Origin of the sequence: Streptomyces sp. NPDC059166 (assembly GCF_042755185.1) — a bacterium.
In the GTDB taxonomy this organism is placed as follows: domain Bacteria; phylum Actinomycetota; class Actinomycetes; order Streptomycetales; family Streptomycetaceae; genus Streptomyces.
In genome coordinates, this window is the sequence record NZ_JBHZCI010000004.1 from 1 (window position 1) to 13,795 (window position 13,795).

Below are 13,795 nucleotides of genomic sequence, written 5' to 3' on the forward strand. Positions count from 1 at the left end.
TTACCGTGGGCCTCACCGCTACCAGCGTTCCGGCCGCCCGCCGTCCACACGTGACAGGGATCAGGGTCGGTGCCCTCCGGGAGACGGTTGCTCACCGGCGACTTCCCGGCCTGAGCGGTTGACCCGACACGCGACAGCACCGTTCACACGCGACAGCGGGGCCGGCTCCAGGGGAGCCGGCCCGGCCTCTGCGCATCTTGCCGTGAGGGTCACATGATGCGGTAGCTGTCGTAGTAGCCGCCGACCTGGGCGTGGTAGCCCGGGTCGCCCGCATGCTTGTGCTTGTCGAACTCCGGGGAGTCCTTGATCTGGGCCTTCGTCAGATCGACGTGCACCGTGTGGCTCTCCAGGTCGATCGCCTTGACGGTGCCGGCCGGCAGCAGGACGTCCTTGCCGAAGATCCACACTCCGGTGTCGACGACGAGATAGGCGGAGCCCACTTCGTCGGAGTGCTTGTCGACCTTTCCGATGGTTCCGTCCGTCGCCTCGACCGAGTATCCGGTCAGATCGGCGCCCGCGGTGTGACCGCTGGAAGGCTGATAGCCCCACAGGTTGTCACTCATGAAATGGCTCCTTCCTCGACGGGTTCGATCGGTGCGGCTGTTCTCACCTGACCGTTGGTAATGGGTGGTGAGTGCCGCTCGATATTCGCCTGCCCGCGTAATTCCGGTCCATGCGCGGTGATTCGGCATAGTCGCGGAAAACGCGGGTGGGGCGGGACCCGAAGGTCCCGCCCCACCCGCGTCTGCGCTGGCCGTGTCTGTTTACCAGCGGTACCAACGGCCACGCTTGCCGCCACTCGCCGCCGGCCGGACGAAGAATCCGATGAGCCAGACGACCAGCACGATCACTGCGATCCACCACAGTGCCTTGAGTGCGAAACCGGCACCGAAAAGAATCAGGGCGAGCAGAAGAACGAGAAGCAGGGGAACCATAGTCATCAACCTCCGAGGCATCTGGTGCCCTGCGGTTTTCCGATTACACACACCTTCTTCTCGGAGGTGCCCGCGGTGTGTGCCGGTGTGTGCGTCACAGCGTGCGACGCACCCCCGCCTGCCGTTCCAGGTTGCGCAGTTGTACGGAGAGGTCGCCCTCGACGGCGGTGTGGGCGGGGCCGCTGCGGCCGATGGGGAGTACCTCCTCGCTGCGTACGTCCTCCAGCAGCAGGGCGAACGCCGTGTAGGCGGCCACGATCGCCACCAGGATGCCGAGGCCCCCGGAGGTGTACCGAAGCCAGTCGGCTTCGGTCAGCCCTGAGAGCCCGGTGGCCGCCCAGCGCGGCAGCGACGCCACGATCACGAACCACAGTGCGCGCTTGGGCCGGGTGACGGCTGCCATCAGCGCCCCGAAGCACAGGAGGGCCAGGTTGAAGACGCCGAGCACGCGCGTCCCCCCGGCCGACCCGGTGCCGAGGACGAGGGCGTAGGCCAGCCAGCTGCTCGCGAAGGTTCCCATGAGCGTCGCCGCGATCACGTCCCGGGCGCCGAAGGCCAGGAAGCTCACGAGGAGCTGGAGGAAGAAGGCGGGCAGCACGCACAGGGCGACGGCCTCGCGGTCCGCGGCCTCGAAGACGTCGAGCTGCAGGCAGGCCGTCATCACGGAGGCGATCGCCACGGTGAAGAAGCCCAGCGGCATCGGTGAGGCGATGGGACGCAGATTGATGCGGGTCATCGACCGGAGGTCCGCTTCGAAGCGGCGCCCCGGGAGCGGGCCCGTGGAGTGGTCCGGCTCTGTGCCGGCCGAGGTGGTCATACGAGGCTTTCCCTTGGTCAGTGGAGGAAGCAGGGGTCGAGGAAGGGCGGCGGGGTGTCGGGGGTGAGGCCACGCGCGACACGCCACAGCCGGTGTTCGTCGGACTCGGCGACCGCGTCGGCCATCAGGTCGGCCTGGGCCGCCCCGGCGGAGCGGTAGCCCCCGAAGTGCGCCACCGGGCTCCACAGCGGGCTGACCGGCGGGACGGGCTCGTCGAGCCCGTCGTACTCGGCGGCGGCGTGGACGATCCGGCCGCCGACGACGGTGAGCACCGACTCGATGTCGGGGATGACGGCCTCCGGCACGGTCAGGTAGTCGTCCGAGAGGATCGCCAGGTCGCCGTAGAAGCCCTCGCGGAGGATTCCCTTGACGTCCTGCTCGCCGGTCAGCCGGGCGCCGCCGCGGGTGTAGAGGCCGAGGGCGGTCTCCCGGTCGATCAGGTTCTCCGCCGGGTACAGCGCAGTGCCGCCGACGGTGCGGCCGGTCACCAGCCAGTGGAGCGCGACCCACGGGTTGTACGAGGACACCCGGGTCGCGTCCGTCCCCGCGCCGACGGTCAGCCCCCGGTCCAGCATCGCCCGTACCGGCGGGGCCTGGGCGGCGGCCTCGGCCCCGTACCTGTCCAGGAAGGCGGTGCCCTGGAAGGACATGCGGTTCTGCACGGACAGGGCGCCGCCGAGGGCGGCGATCCGGTCCAGGCTGTGCCCCGAAACCGTCTCCGCGTGGTCGAAGAGCCAGCAGTTGCCGTCGGGGAACAGCCCTTCGGCCGCGAGCTTCTCGAAGACGTCCAGGTCGCGGCGGATCGTCTCGTCGTACGTCGCGTGGAGGCGGAAGCCCCAGCCGTTCTCCATCAGCAGGCGTACCGCCTGTTCGAACTCGGCCTCGTAGTCCGGGGCGAGTTCGGGGCGGGGCTCGGAGAAGTTCTCGAAGTCGGCGGCCGCCCAGGTCAGGTTCTCCCCGGCGCCGTTGAGGCGGAGCCACTCGTCGCCGTCGCCGGGACCGACCATCTCGGTCCAGCGCCTGAGGTCGGCGAGTTCCTGCCCGGCGGTCTGCGGGAACAGGTGGTAGGCGATCCGCAGGGTGAGTTCGCCCGACCGGGCCAGGTCGATGACGGTGGCGTAGTTGTCGGGGAAGTTCTGGAAGCCGCCGGCCGCGTCGACCGCCGAGGTCAGCCCGAAGCGGTTGAGCTCGCGGAGGAAGTGCTGGGTGGACGTCCGCTTGTCCGCCTCGTCCAGGGCGGGTGCCTTGGCCAGGGTGGAGTACAGGATCAGGGCGCTCGGAGCCGCGAGGAGGACCCCGGTGGGCTCTCCGTCCCGGCCTCGCACGATCTGCCCGCCGCGCGGGTCGGGGGTGTCCCGGGTGAACCCCGCGGCCTGTACGGCGGCGCGGTTCATCAGCGCGGACTGGTAGAGGTGCAGGACGAAGACCGGGGTGTCGGGTGCGGCGGCGTTCAGCTCGGCGACCGTCGGCATCCGGCGCTCGGCGAACTGCTCGGCCGTCCACCCTCCGACGACCCGTATCCACTGTCCCTTCGGTGTACGGCCTGCCTGCTCGCGCAGCATGGCCAGGGCCTGGCGGAGGCTGCGCACGCCGTCCCAGCGGAGTTCGAGGACGTAGTTCAGACCACCGCGGATGACGTGCAGGTGGGAGTCGTTGAGCCCCGGGATCACCCGCCGTCCGAGCGCGTCGACGACCTCGGTGTGCGGGCCGACGAGAGCGGCCAGGGTGTGGTCGTCGCCGACGCCGGCCACCAGGCCGTCGCGGATCGCGACGGCCCGTGCCTCGGGGCGGGCGGGATCGCCGGTGAACACCTTGGCGTTGCGGACCAGCAGATCCGCGGGCCGGCCGTCCGGGACCGTGGCGGGGACGACCCCCGCCACGGGCATGCTCGCGGGGCCGGTCACGCGAGGGCTCCGCGCAGGGTCCGCGTCGCCAGGCCGATCGCGAGCTCGGCCCCGGGGGTCCCGCGGAGCGCGTTCAGCATCACGAAGTCGTGGATGACCCCCTGCACCCGCAGGGCCGTCACCGGGACGCCCGCCGCGCGCAGCCGGGCCGCGTAGGCCTCGCCCTCGTCGCGCAGGACGTCGGCCTCGGCGGTGATCACCAGGGCCGGCGGGAGGCCGGTCAGCTGGTCGAGGGAGGCGCGCAGCGGCGAGGCGGTGATCTGCGCCCGCTCGCCCTCGTCGGTCGTGTACTGGTCCCAGAACCAGCGCATGGCGTCGCGGCGCAGGAAGTAGCCCTCGGCGAACTGCTCGTAGGACTCGGTGTCGAACGACGCGTCGGTGACCGGGTAGAAGAGCACCTGGTGGGCGATGCGGACGTCGCCGCGCTCCTTGGCCATGAGGGTGAGGGCGGCGCTCATGTTCCCGCCGACCGAGTCACCCGCGACGGCCAGGCGCTGCCCGTCGAGGTCCTTGGTCCGGCCCTCCGCGACGACCCAGCGGGCGACCGTGTAGTTCTGCTCGATGGCGACCGGGTAGCGGGCCTCGGGGGAGAGGTCGTACTCCGGGAAGACCACGGCCGCCCCGGTCCCCACGGCGAGTTCGCGCACCAGACGGTCGTGGGTGTGGGCGTTGCCGAAGACCCAGCCCGCGCCGTGGATGTAGAGGACCACGGGGAGGGGGCCGGTGACGCCGGCGGGGCGGACGATCCGGGTGCGGACGCCACCGGTGGGGCCGCCCGGGACGGTGATCCACTCCTCGTCCACGGCGGGCAGCGGGACACCCTCGCCGCTCTGGACGTCGTCGACGGCCTTGCGGCCGTCCGCCACGGGGATCTGGTACAGGTACGGGGGCTGGGCGGTGGCCTCGGCGAACGCCTGGGCGGCGGCGTCGAGTACGGGCTGGTCGGGCATGAACGGAGCTCCTTCGGAGGTCGTGGGGCAAGGGGTGCGTGGGCGGGTGGACGCCGCCCGGGGCGGGACAGGGTGGTCACCGCTCCCGGACGGCGGGCGGTGGGCTCAGTCCAGGAAGGCGAGCAGCGCGGCGTTGACCTCGTCGGAGTGCGTCCACAGCAGGCCGTGCGGGCCGCCGGGGATCACCTTCAGTTCGGCGCCGGCGATGCTCTTCGAGAGCGGGATCGCGGTGGCTCCGATCGGCAGGGTGCGGTCGGCGTCGCCGTGGACGATCAGCGTGGGGATGTCGAACGCGGGCAGGTCGTCGCGGAAGTCGGTGAGCCAGGCCTGTACGCAGTCGAGCGTCCCCTTGGCGGAGGCGCCGGCGGCGACGTTCCAACTGGCCTGGACGGCCTGGTCGCTGATGCGGTCGCCGCCCAGGACGTCCACGTTGTAGAAGTCGGCGAGGAAGTCCGTCATGAACGCGAAACGGTCCGCGACGATCGCCTCCTCGATGCCCTTGAAGACGCCTGCGTCCACACCGGTCGGGTTGTCGTCGGTCTTCAGCAGGAACGGCGGGACGACGCCGATCATGACGGCCTTCGCGACGCGCGCGGAGCCGTACCTGCCGAGGTAGCGGGTGACCTCGCCCGTACCCATGGAGAAGCCGACGAGGGTGACGTCGTCCAGGTCGAGGGCTTTCAGGACCTCGTTCAGGTCGGAGGCGAAGGTGTCGTAGTCGTAGCCGTCGGCGGGCTGGTCGGAGCGGCCGAAGCCGCGGCGGTCGTAGGTGATGACCCGGTGGCCCGAGGCGAGCAGGGCCGCGGTCTGCCGCTCCCAGGAGGCGCCGTTCAGCGGCCAGCCGTGGATGAGTACGACCGGGCGGCCGATGCCGTGGTCCTCGTAGTAGAGCTCGACGGGGGCGGAGTTGCCTTCGGCGACCTTGATGTAGGGCATGGGTGACTTCCTTGTTCGGGTTGGTGGGTGCGGGGTGCGGGGTGGGGTGGCGCCGGTCAGGCGCGCACCAGGGGGGTGTCCACGAGGTGTTCGGCCAGGAACCACACCTGGGCCTCGCCGGTGCGGACCACCTGGGAGATCAGCAGGTCGTTGCTGCCCTCGTCGCCTTCGGCGGAGAGGCGGGCAGCGGCGTCGCGGGCGTCGGTGAGGATGCGCTCGTGCGCGTCCAGGAGGCGCGACAGCATCACCGGCACCTGCTCGACGCCGTCGGGAGGCCGGGGTATCGAGGTCAGCTCCGCCACGTGGCGGGGGTCGCCGACCGCGACACCGCCCAGGGACTGGACCCGTTCGGCCAGCGCGTCCACGATCGCCAGCTGCTCGTCGGCGTGCTTGTCCAGCATCAGGTGGAGCGAGTAGAAGGTCGCCCCGCGCATCAGCCAGTGGTGCTTCTTGTAGAGGGAGTACAGGATCTGCGTGTCGGCGAGCAGGTGGTTCAGCCGCTGGCAGGCGTACATCCGGGTGTCGTGCCCGAGGCCGATCGGGAGCTGCTTCAGCGTGCCGAACGGCTGGGTCTCCTCGCCGGTCTGGTGCAGGAGGGGCTGTCCGCCGTCCCGGCGGGGTGTGGTCGTGGGCGCTTGCATCGATGACTCCGATTCGGGTGCTGACGGGTGTCCGGCAGCACGGGGTGCGAGAAGTGGTGGCCCGCCCGCGCGGGCAGGGGAGAGCGCCGGGCGGGCGGGCCGGCTCGGTGCGGTCGCTCAGCGCCGTACGGGCTCCGGGGCGCGGTGGAGCACGAGCCGGGCCAGCAGCCCGCTCCCGGCTCCGGCGGCCAGGACCACGGCCGTCCACCACAGCGGGAACGGCGTGAGGCCGATCGCCGCGTCGACGGACCATTCGCCGGGGCCGGTGGCGGCGAGGGCCACAGCGGCTCCGATCAGGACGAGCGGGTACTCGTAACCGTCGTTCTGCACCCAGAGCCCGTTGCCCCACTTCACGGTGGCGGCGACCGTCATCACCCCGACGGTGCCGGTCGCGGCGAGCGGGGTGAGGAGACCGGCGGCGAGCAGCAGACCCGAACCGATCTGGCCGCCGCCCGCCGCGAGGGCGGTGAGGACACCGCCCCGGAAGCCGTCGGAGCGGAACTCCTCGGTCCCGCCGTCGAGCCCGCGCCCGCCCAGGTGGAAGCTCACCTTCTGGACGCCGTGACCGGCGACGAGCAGGCCCACCAGCAGACGCAGGATCAGAATGCCGGTGTCCACGGAGGTCAGCCCGCCGCGTGCTCGCCGATGACGGACTGCGCGTAGACGACGCCCAGCCCGTAGGCGCCGGCGTGCTCCTTGACGATGTCCATCACGGCGCCGTACGTCTCCTGGCGCGCCCAGTCGCGCTGGAGCTCCAGCAGCACCTGCACCCAGGTCACCGGCACGGCGCCGGCGGCGATCATCCGCTGCAGGGCGTGCTCGTGGGCGGCGGGGCTGACACCACCGGAGGCGTCGGAGACGACGTACACCTCGTACCCCTGCTCCAGGGCGGAGAGCGCGGGCAGCACCAGGCAGACCTCGGTCCACAGCCCGGACAGGACGATCTTCCGGCGGCCGGTCGCCTTGACCGCCGCGACGAGGGCCTCGTCCTCCCAGGCGTTCATGGACGTGCGGTCGATGATGTCGGCCTTCGGGAAGACCTCTGCCAGCTGCGGGAGCAGCGGGCCGGAGAACGACTCGGCGGCGACCGTGGTCAGGACGGTGGGCACGTCGAAGGCGCGGGCGGCCTTGGCCAGCCCCACCGTGCTGTTGATGATCGCGGCACGGTCACCGCTGCCGGTGCCGAAGAACATCTGCGGCTGGTGGTCGACGAAGAGCATGACCGCGTTGTCGGGGGTGATCAGGTCGGCGCTGGGGGCGGCCTGCACCTTGGTGATGTCGAACATGGGGTGTCCTCTCGGAACGGTCGGGAGATGCCACCACTGCCGGGGTCGCGCGGCCGGGGCGTCGGACCTGCCGCGTTCTCGCGGCCGGTCACGCACCGAAACTACGAGCGGACGGGGGCGCCGGTGGTTCTCCCCGTGCACGAGTGCTGGCACGTCAGTGCACTCCCGGTCGGCCGCGTGCGGCGCGAGGCTGTGTCCGCGATGTCCATGAGACAGATCTGCATGCCTCCTTTGAAGTCTTTTATGATCATTCTTCTGAAGCGAGGGCTGGGGGCGTGGCCATGCGTGCGGGAGGAGACAGGGTGAGGAATGGGGGCCAAGGGGCTTTCGGCGCGTTGCTCAGGGAGCTGCGACTTGCCAGATCTCTGACGATCGAGGGGCTGTCGGAGGCCTCGGGCATCAGCGTGCGGGGCATCGGTGACCTGGAACGTGACCGGAGGGCCGCACCGCAGCGACGCACGGTCGCCGCACTCGCGGAGGGGCTGGACCTGAGGGAACCGGAACGTGAGCGGTTGCTGGCCGCCGCGCGTGCGGGCAGGAGCTCGTCCTACCGGCCGGTGGGGGTGCGCTCCTTTCCACGCAGCGTGGACGACTTCACCGGCCGGGAAAGGGAGATGGACCTGCTCACCGCTCTGGCGGGGGAGCCGCGTGCCCGACCGGCCGTGGTGGCCGTCTCGGGGACACCCGGTGCGGGGAAGACGACCTTGGCGCTGCACGCCGCGAGACAGGTGGCCGACGAGTTCCCCGACGGTCAACTGATGGTGGACATGAGGGGCACGCACGACTCCCCGCCCGGACCGGCAGAACTCGTCGTCACCGTGCTGAAGGCCTTGGGGGCGTCGGACCGCGAACTGTCGACGGCCGGGCCACAGGGCCACGCGGCGCTCTACCGGCAGGTGCTGGCGGACCGCCGGATGCTGCTGGTCCTGGACAACGCCGAGGACGAGACGCAGGTGCGCCCCCTGCTGCCGGGCTCGGGGGCGACCCTCACCGTGGTGACGAGCCGGCGGATGCTCACCGGGCTGGAGGGCGTCCACAGGCTGTGGCTGGGGCAGCTGACTCCGGAGGACGCCGGGACCCTGCTGGCCTCCATCGCCGGAACGGAGCGGGCGGAGGCCGAACCACGCGCCCTGGCGGAGGTCGCCGAACGTTGCGGATACCTGCCGCTGGCGCTCCGGGTCGCGGGGAACCTGCTGGCCACTCGGACGGGGTGGACCGTGCGGCGGCTGGCGGACCGACTGGCGCAGGAGGACCGGCGGCTCGACGTGCTGTCCGCGGGCGACGTCCGGGTGGACGCGGCCTTCGACCTCTCCTACCGGCAGCTGACCCCGGGGGCGGCACGCATGTTCCGGCTGCTCACCCTGGTGCCGGGCACGGACACCAGCGCCGCCAGCGCCGCCAGGCTCACCGGGCAGGATCTCTACGACGCCGAGGACACGCTGGAGGAGTTGGTCGAGGCCGGGTTGCTCGGCGCGGAGGGCAGCCGATACCGGCTGCACGATCTCCTTCACCTCTATGCCAGGGTCCGGCTGGGCGAGGACGAGCCCGCCGACGCTGTGGACCGGTCGAGGAACGAGCTGTACCGGTGGCTGCTGGAGACGGCGGTGGTGGCCGGGCGCTGGTACGACCCCGACCACGGTGAACCGCCGGACTCCTGGCGCGGGACCGTCGACCTGTCGGATGCGGAACGCGCCAGGGAATGGCTCCAGGCGGAGGCAGCCAACTGGCTCGTGGCGCTCCGCGCTGCCTCGGAGGAGGGCCGTCACGCCGTCGTGGTGGAGGTCGCGGAGGCGATGCACTGGTTCTCCGACCAGTGGATCTTCTGGGGGCACTGGAGGGAGGTGTTCGACCTGGCGGTGTGTTCGGCCGAGGAGCTCGGGAATCCCGTGGCGGAGGCGACCCAGCTGAACTACCTGGCGTGGGCTGTGCTGTTGTGCGAGGCGCGGCCCAGGGACAGCCTGGCCGTCTCGGCCCGCGCCCTCGAGGTGGCCGTACGAGCGGGAGATCTGACGCAGCAGGCCTGGTCCCACCAGTACAGCGGCTGGGCTCACCGGCTGCTGGACGAGATCGAGGAGGCCTTCCGCCATGTGGACGCGGCGATCGGCCTGTTCACCCGCGCCGACGACGTCAACGGGCTGCCACAGGCCCTGTTGCACCGCGCCATCCTCTTCGATCGCGTGGGGCGGGCGGAGGAGTCCATCGACTCCTGTGAGGAGACCCTGGGCGTTCTCGAAAGGATCCAGGGGCGGATCGCTCCGCACCTGCACGTCTTCACCACTATCGGTACCCGGCAGAGCATCGGCACCGCGCTCTGCACCCTGGGGCGTTGGACGGAGGCCGTGGAGCAGTTCGAGATGGGGCTCAGCCTCTCCCGGGAGATGGGGAACGCGGCGCTGGAGAGCCGCGCACTGGTGAAACTCGGCGACGCCCTGCGGTCCGCGGGCCGTCACGAGGAGGCACGTGACTGCTTCGAGCGATGCGTGAGCCTCGGACCGGATGCCGATCCGCAGCGGGTGAGCACGGCGCGCGAGCGGCTCGCGCAGCTCGACTCCGCCGGGTGATGCCGTCTTTCTGCCTCTCTTCTGCCTGGAGTGTCCCGGCGCCCGCTGGTTCGCTGTCCATGGGTGGGGAAGGGCGGCTCCGATGCCGTCGGGCCAGGGCCGCACGGCAGCGCCGCGCGGCATGGGGGGATCCATGCGTGAGCGGGTGACGACGGCGTCACCCGTATCCGCTCCTGACCAGCCGTGCGCACCACGGCACACAGGCCTCAGCCCAGAGCACCGTGTGGAGATGCAGCCGGGTGAGCCAGATTATGACGGAGACGGTTTCCTGCGACGACGGTCGAAGACGGTGGCGCGCCGCCGTCGAAGGGGTGCTGGGCGCGGTGGGTGTCACCACGGGCGGACGGGGGGACGGCAGCGCGCGGTCCCGTACCACCCAGGTGGGATTCGTGCGGGTGAGTGACCTGGAGGCGGATACCGGCGGTGTCCACCGGACGCGGGCGCACATCGCCGAAGACGCCGAAAGCTTCGCCGTCTTCGGCGTCCAGGAACGCGGCACGGCGGTTCTCACCCAGGCCGGCAGGACGGTCACCGCCGGACCGGGGACGCTGTTCCTGTGGGATGCGAGTGCCCCGTACACCCTGGAACACCCGACGGCGTTCGCGACCCGCATCGTGCGTCTGCCACGTCGCGTCCTGGCGGTCGGGGACACCCGTGCGCAGGCGGGCGGAACCGTCGTACCCGCCACGACCGGGCTCGGTCTCGCCCTGAGAGCCCTCCTGGACACGCTGGTCGCGGCCGAAGGTCCGCGCTCCGCGTCGATCGCCGACCTGTCCGCGGAGGGTGTCGCGAACCTGTTCTGCGCCCTCGTCGCCGAACACGAGGGGATGTCCGGGGCCGGTCGGACGGACACCGCAACCGACGATCCCCGCCGGCAGTTGCTGGCCAGGATCCGCGCCCATATCGACGAGCACCTCGCCGATCCGGAACTCTCGCCGGTCACGGTGGCGCAGGCGCACCACATCTCCGTGCGTTACCTGCACCGGCTCTTCGAGGCGGAGGGCGTCACGGTGGCGCGTTTCATCAGGCAGCGACGGCTGGAACGGTGTGCACGCGAGCTGGCTCGCCGGAGCGTGTCGCCTCCGACCGTTTCCTCGATCGCCCAGCGCTGGGGATTCGTCAGTCCGGCTCACTTCAGCCGGATGTTCCGGGCTGTCCACGGTCACTCGCCCGTGGAGTGGCGCGCCCTTCGCACGGCTGCCTCCCTGGACGCCGCCGCCCTCGGGGACGGGCCCAAGGCCTGAGGCAGGGCCGCCCCTCACGGCCCGCCGGAGCCGTCGGCGCGAGGGCGCCGGAGGCCTTGCCCTCCTCGACGCGCTGCTCGAACTCGGGGGCGATCCGGGCGACGGGTGCCCGGCCTGAGGACAACGGCCCTCCGGGGCGCCCACTTTTTATGATCATTCCTCCGGGATGAGCGATTTCCGGGGATGCACCGGTATCAGGATCAGGGGAGGGCGCGCGTGAGCGGGCAGGTGGCGTTCGGGGCGTTGCTGCGGGAGCTGAGAGTGGCCAGGTCGCTGACGATCGAAGGGCTGTCCGCGGCCTCGGGCGTCAGCATCCGTGGCATCGGTGACCTGGAACGCGAGCGGAGGGCCGCGCCGCAGAGGCGTACGGTCGCCGCGCTCGCGGACGGGCTGGCGCTGGAGGCACCGGAACGGGAACGGCTGCTGGCCGCCGCGCGCGACGGCCGCAGTTCGTCCTACCGGTCGGCGGGCGTGAGCTCCTTCCCGCGCGGGGTCGACGACTTCACCGGCCGGGACCGGGAGGCGGCACTGCTCGCCGAGCTCGCGGAGGAGTCCCGGGACCGGCCGGTCGTGGTGTCCGTCTCAGGTGCTCCTGGTGCGGGGAAGACCACCCTGGCGCTGCACGCCGCGAGACGTCTGGCCGACGATTTCCCGGACGGCCAGCTCCTCGTGGACCTCCGGGGCACGTACGACTCCCCTCCAGGTCCGGCCGAACTGATCGTCACCGTGCTGAAGGCACTGGGCACTCCGGACCGCGAGCTGGCCAAGGCCGGAGCGCACGGGCACACGGCGCTGTACCGGCAGGTGCTCGCGGACCGGCGGCTGCTGCTCGTCCTGGACAACGTGCGCGACGAGGCGCAGGTTCGCCCGCTGCTGCCGGCGACGGGCTCGGTCCTGACCGTGATGACGAGCCGGCGGATGCTCACCGAGCTGGACGGTGTCCACCGGCTGTGGCTCGGGCAACTCGCCGCGGAGGACGCGGGGAAGATGCTGGCCTCCATCGCCGGAACGGAGCGGGCGGAGGCCGAGCCGGCCGCTCTGGCGGAGGTCGCCGAACGTTGCGGATACCTGCCGCTGGCGCTTCGGGTCGCGGGGAATTTGCTGGCCACCCGGACGGGGTGGACCGTGCGGCGGCTGGCGGACCGACTGGCGCAGGAGGACCGGCGGCTCGACGTGCTGTCGGCGGGCGACGTCCGGGTGAAGGCGGCGTTCGACCTGTCGTACCGGCAGCTGACACCCGTGGCGGCCCGGATGTTCCGTTCGCTGACACTGATCCCCGGTCCGGACACCGGCGTCGCCTGCGCTGCCGTGCTGACCGGCCAGGATCCTTTTGACACCGAGGACACCCTGGAGGAGCTGGTCGAGGCGGGGCTGCTCGGCGCGGAGGGCAGCCGCTACCGACTGCACGATCTCCTGCACCTCTACGCCCGCGTCAGGCTGGCGGAGGACGAGCCCGCCGAGTCCGCCGACCGGTCGAGGAACGAGCTGTACCGGTGGCTGCTGGAGACGGCGGTGGTGGCCGGGCGCTGGTACGACCCCGACCACGGCGCACCGCCGGACTCCTGGCGCGGGACCGTCGACCTGTCGGATGCGGAACGCGCCAGGGAATGGCTCCAGACGGAGGGGGCCAACTGGCTCGTGGCGCTCCGCGCTGCCTCGGAGGAGGGCCGTCACGCGGTCGTGGTGGAGGTCGCCGAGGCGCTGCACTGGTTCTCCGACCAGTGGATCTTCTGGGGTCACTGGGGCGAGGTGTTCGGTCTGGCGGTGCGTTCGGCCGAGGCGCTCGGGGACCTGCGTGCCGAGGCGACCCAGCTGAACTACCTGGCGTGGGCTGTGCTGTTGTGCGAGGCGCGCCCCAGGGACAGCCTGGACGTCTCGGCCCGTGCCCGCGAGGTGGCCGTACGAGCGGGTGACCTGACGCAGCAGGCATGGTCCCACCAGTACAGCAGCTGGGCTCACCGGCTGCTGGGTGAGACGGACGGGGCCTTCAGCCACGCCGAAGCCGCGCAGGGCCTCTTCGATCGCGCCGGTGATGTGCACGGCATGCTGCAGGCGTCGTTCAACCTTGCGCTGGTCTTCGAGGACGCGGGGCAGGCAGAGGAGGCGATCGCCGCCTTCCGGACCACCTTGGACGCCGTCGAGGCCTACGGGGACGGCATCGAGCCGCATGTCGCGGCGCTGACCAGGTTCGGGGCGCACCAGGGAACCGGCAGCGCGCTGGGCAGACTGGGGCGCTGGCAGGAGGCGGTGGAGCACTTCGTCACGAGTCTCGCGCTCGCCAGGCAGATGAGGAATGCCGCGGTGGAGAGCCGCATCCTGGTGTTCCTCGGTGACGCGCTGCTGGCCACGGGCCGGCCCGAGGAGGCACGCGGGTACTTCGAGTCCTGCTTGCGCCTGGGTCCCGACGCCGACCCGGAGAGGGTGGCCATGTCGCGGGAGCGGATCGCCGCGCTCGACGGCGGACACCACAGCCGGTGCCCGTCCGCACCCTGATGCCCGGGCTCGCGCGTGGGCCCGGAGG

The 13,795-nt window shown here is 71.5% G+C and carries 12 protein-coding genes; 3 read left to right on the forward strand and 9 right to left on the reverse strand.

From position 1 onward, the window contains the following. Positions 1-209: 209 nt before the first annotated feature. The 9 genes from ACFXOA_RS04025 to ACFXOA_RS04065 form a co-directional block, all read right to left on the reverse strand. Positions 210-563 (reverse strand): PRC-barrel domain containing protein, encoded by a 354-nt coding sequence (locus ACFXOA_RS04025; protein WP_385022113.1) that lies wholly within the window; start codon positions 561-563, stop codon positions 210-212. Positions 564-764: 201 nt separating this feature from the next. Continuing rightward, positions 765-935: a hydrophobic protein gene (locus tag ACFXOA_RS04030; protein ID WP_104787922.1), complete on the reverse strand. Its 171-nt coding sequence runs from the start codon at positions 933-935 to the stop codon at positions 765-767. 94 nt (positions 936-1,029) lie between these two features. Then, the gene (locus ACFXOA_RS04035) at positions 1,030-1,752 is read right to left on the reverse strand and encodes a hypothetical protein (RefSeq protein ID WP_385022116.1); all 723 of its coding nucleotides are present in this window, start codon (positions 1,750-1,752) and stop codon (positions 1,030-1,032) included. A gap of 17 nt (positions 1,753-1,769) precedes the next feature. Beyond that, complete coding sequence (locus ACFXOA_RS04040) at positions 1,770-3,638, reverse strand: amidohydrolase (protein WP_385022684.1); 1,869 nt, start codon at positions 3,636-3,638, stop codon at positions 1,770-1,772. Between the two features lie 14 nt (positions 3,639-3,652). Continuing rightward, positions 3,653-4,606, reverse strand: coding sequence for an alpha/beta hydrolase (locus ACFXOA_RS04045; protein ID WP_385022119.1), 954 nt, complete (start codon positions 4,604-4,606; stop codon positions 3,653-3,655). A 105-nt stretch (positions 4,607-4,711) separates the two neighbouring features. Then, positions 4,712-5,542 (reverse strand): alpha/beta fold hydrolase, encoded by an 831-nt coding sequence (locus ACFXOA_RS04050; RefSeq protein ID WP_385022122.1) that lies wholly within the window; start codon positions 5,540-5,542, stop codon positions 4,712-4,714. Between the two features lie 56 nt (positions 5,543-5,598). Beyond that, positions 5,599-6,183 (reverse strand): Dps family protein, encoded by a 585-nt coding sequence (locus ACFXOA_RS04055; RefSeq protein WP_385022125.1) that lies wholly within the window; start codon positions 6,181-6,183, stop codon positions 5,599-5,601. Positions 6,184-6,300: 117 nt separating this feature from the next. Then, a complete protein-coding gene (locus tag ACFXOA_RS04060; protein WP_385022129.1) occupies positions 6,301-6,801 on the reverse strand; it encodes a DoxX family protein in 501 nt (166 codons plus the stop codon). Positions 6,802-6,806: 5 nt separating this feature from the next. After that, on the reverse strand, positions 6,807-7,469 hold the full coding sequence (locus tag ACFXOA_RS04065; protein WP_362541459.1) for a hydrolase: 663 nt from the start codon (positions 7,467-7,469) through the stop codon (positions 6,807-6,809). A 302-nt stretch (positions 7,470-7,771) separates the two neighbouring features. On the opposite strand from ACFXOA_RS04065, the gene ACFXOA_RS04070 reads away from it, so the two are divergent. The 3 genes from ACFXOA_RS04070 (at position 7,772) to ACFXOA_RS04080 (ending at position 13,767) form a co-directional block, all read left to right on the forward strand. Next, positions 7,772-10,030: an ATP-binding protein gene (locus ACFXOA_RS04070; protein WP_385022133.1), complete on the forward strand. Its 2,259-nt coding sequence runs from the start codon at positions 7,772-7,774 to the stop codon at positions 10,028-10,030. Positions 10,031-10,281: 251 nt separating this feature from the next. Continuing rightward, positions 10,282-11,274 (forward strand): helix-turn-helix domain-containing protein, encoded by a 993-nt coding sequence (locus ACFXOA_RS04075; protein WP_385022137.1) that lies wholly within the window; start codon positions 10,282-10,284, stop codon positions 11,272-11,274. Positions 11,275-11,490: 216 nt separating this feature from the next. Then, the gene (locus tag ACFXOA_RS04080) at positions 11,491-13,767 is read left to right on the forward strand and encodes an ATP-binding protein (protein WP_385022140.1); all 2,277 of its coding nucleotides are present in this window, start codon (positions 11,491-11,493) and stop codon (positions 13,765-13,767) included. Positions 13,768-13,795: the final 28 nt, after the last annotated feature.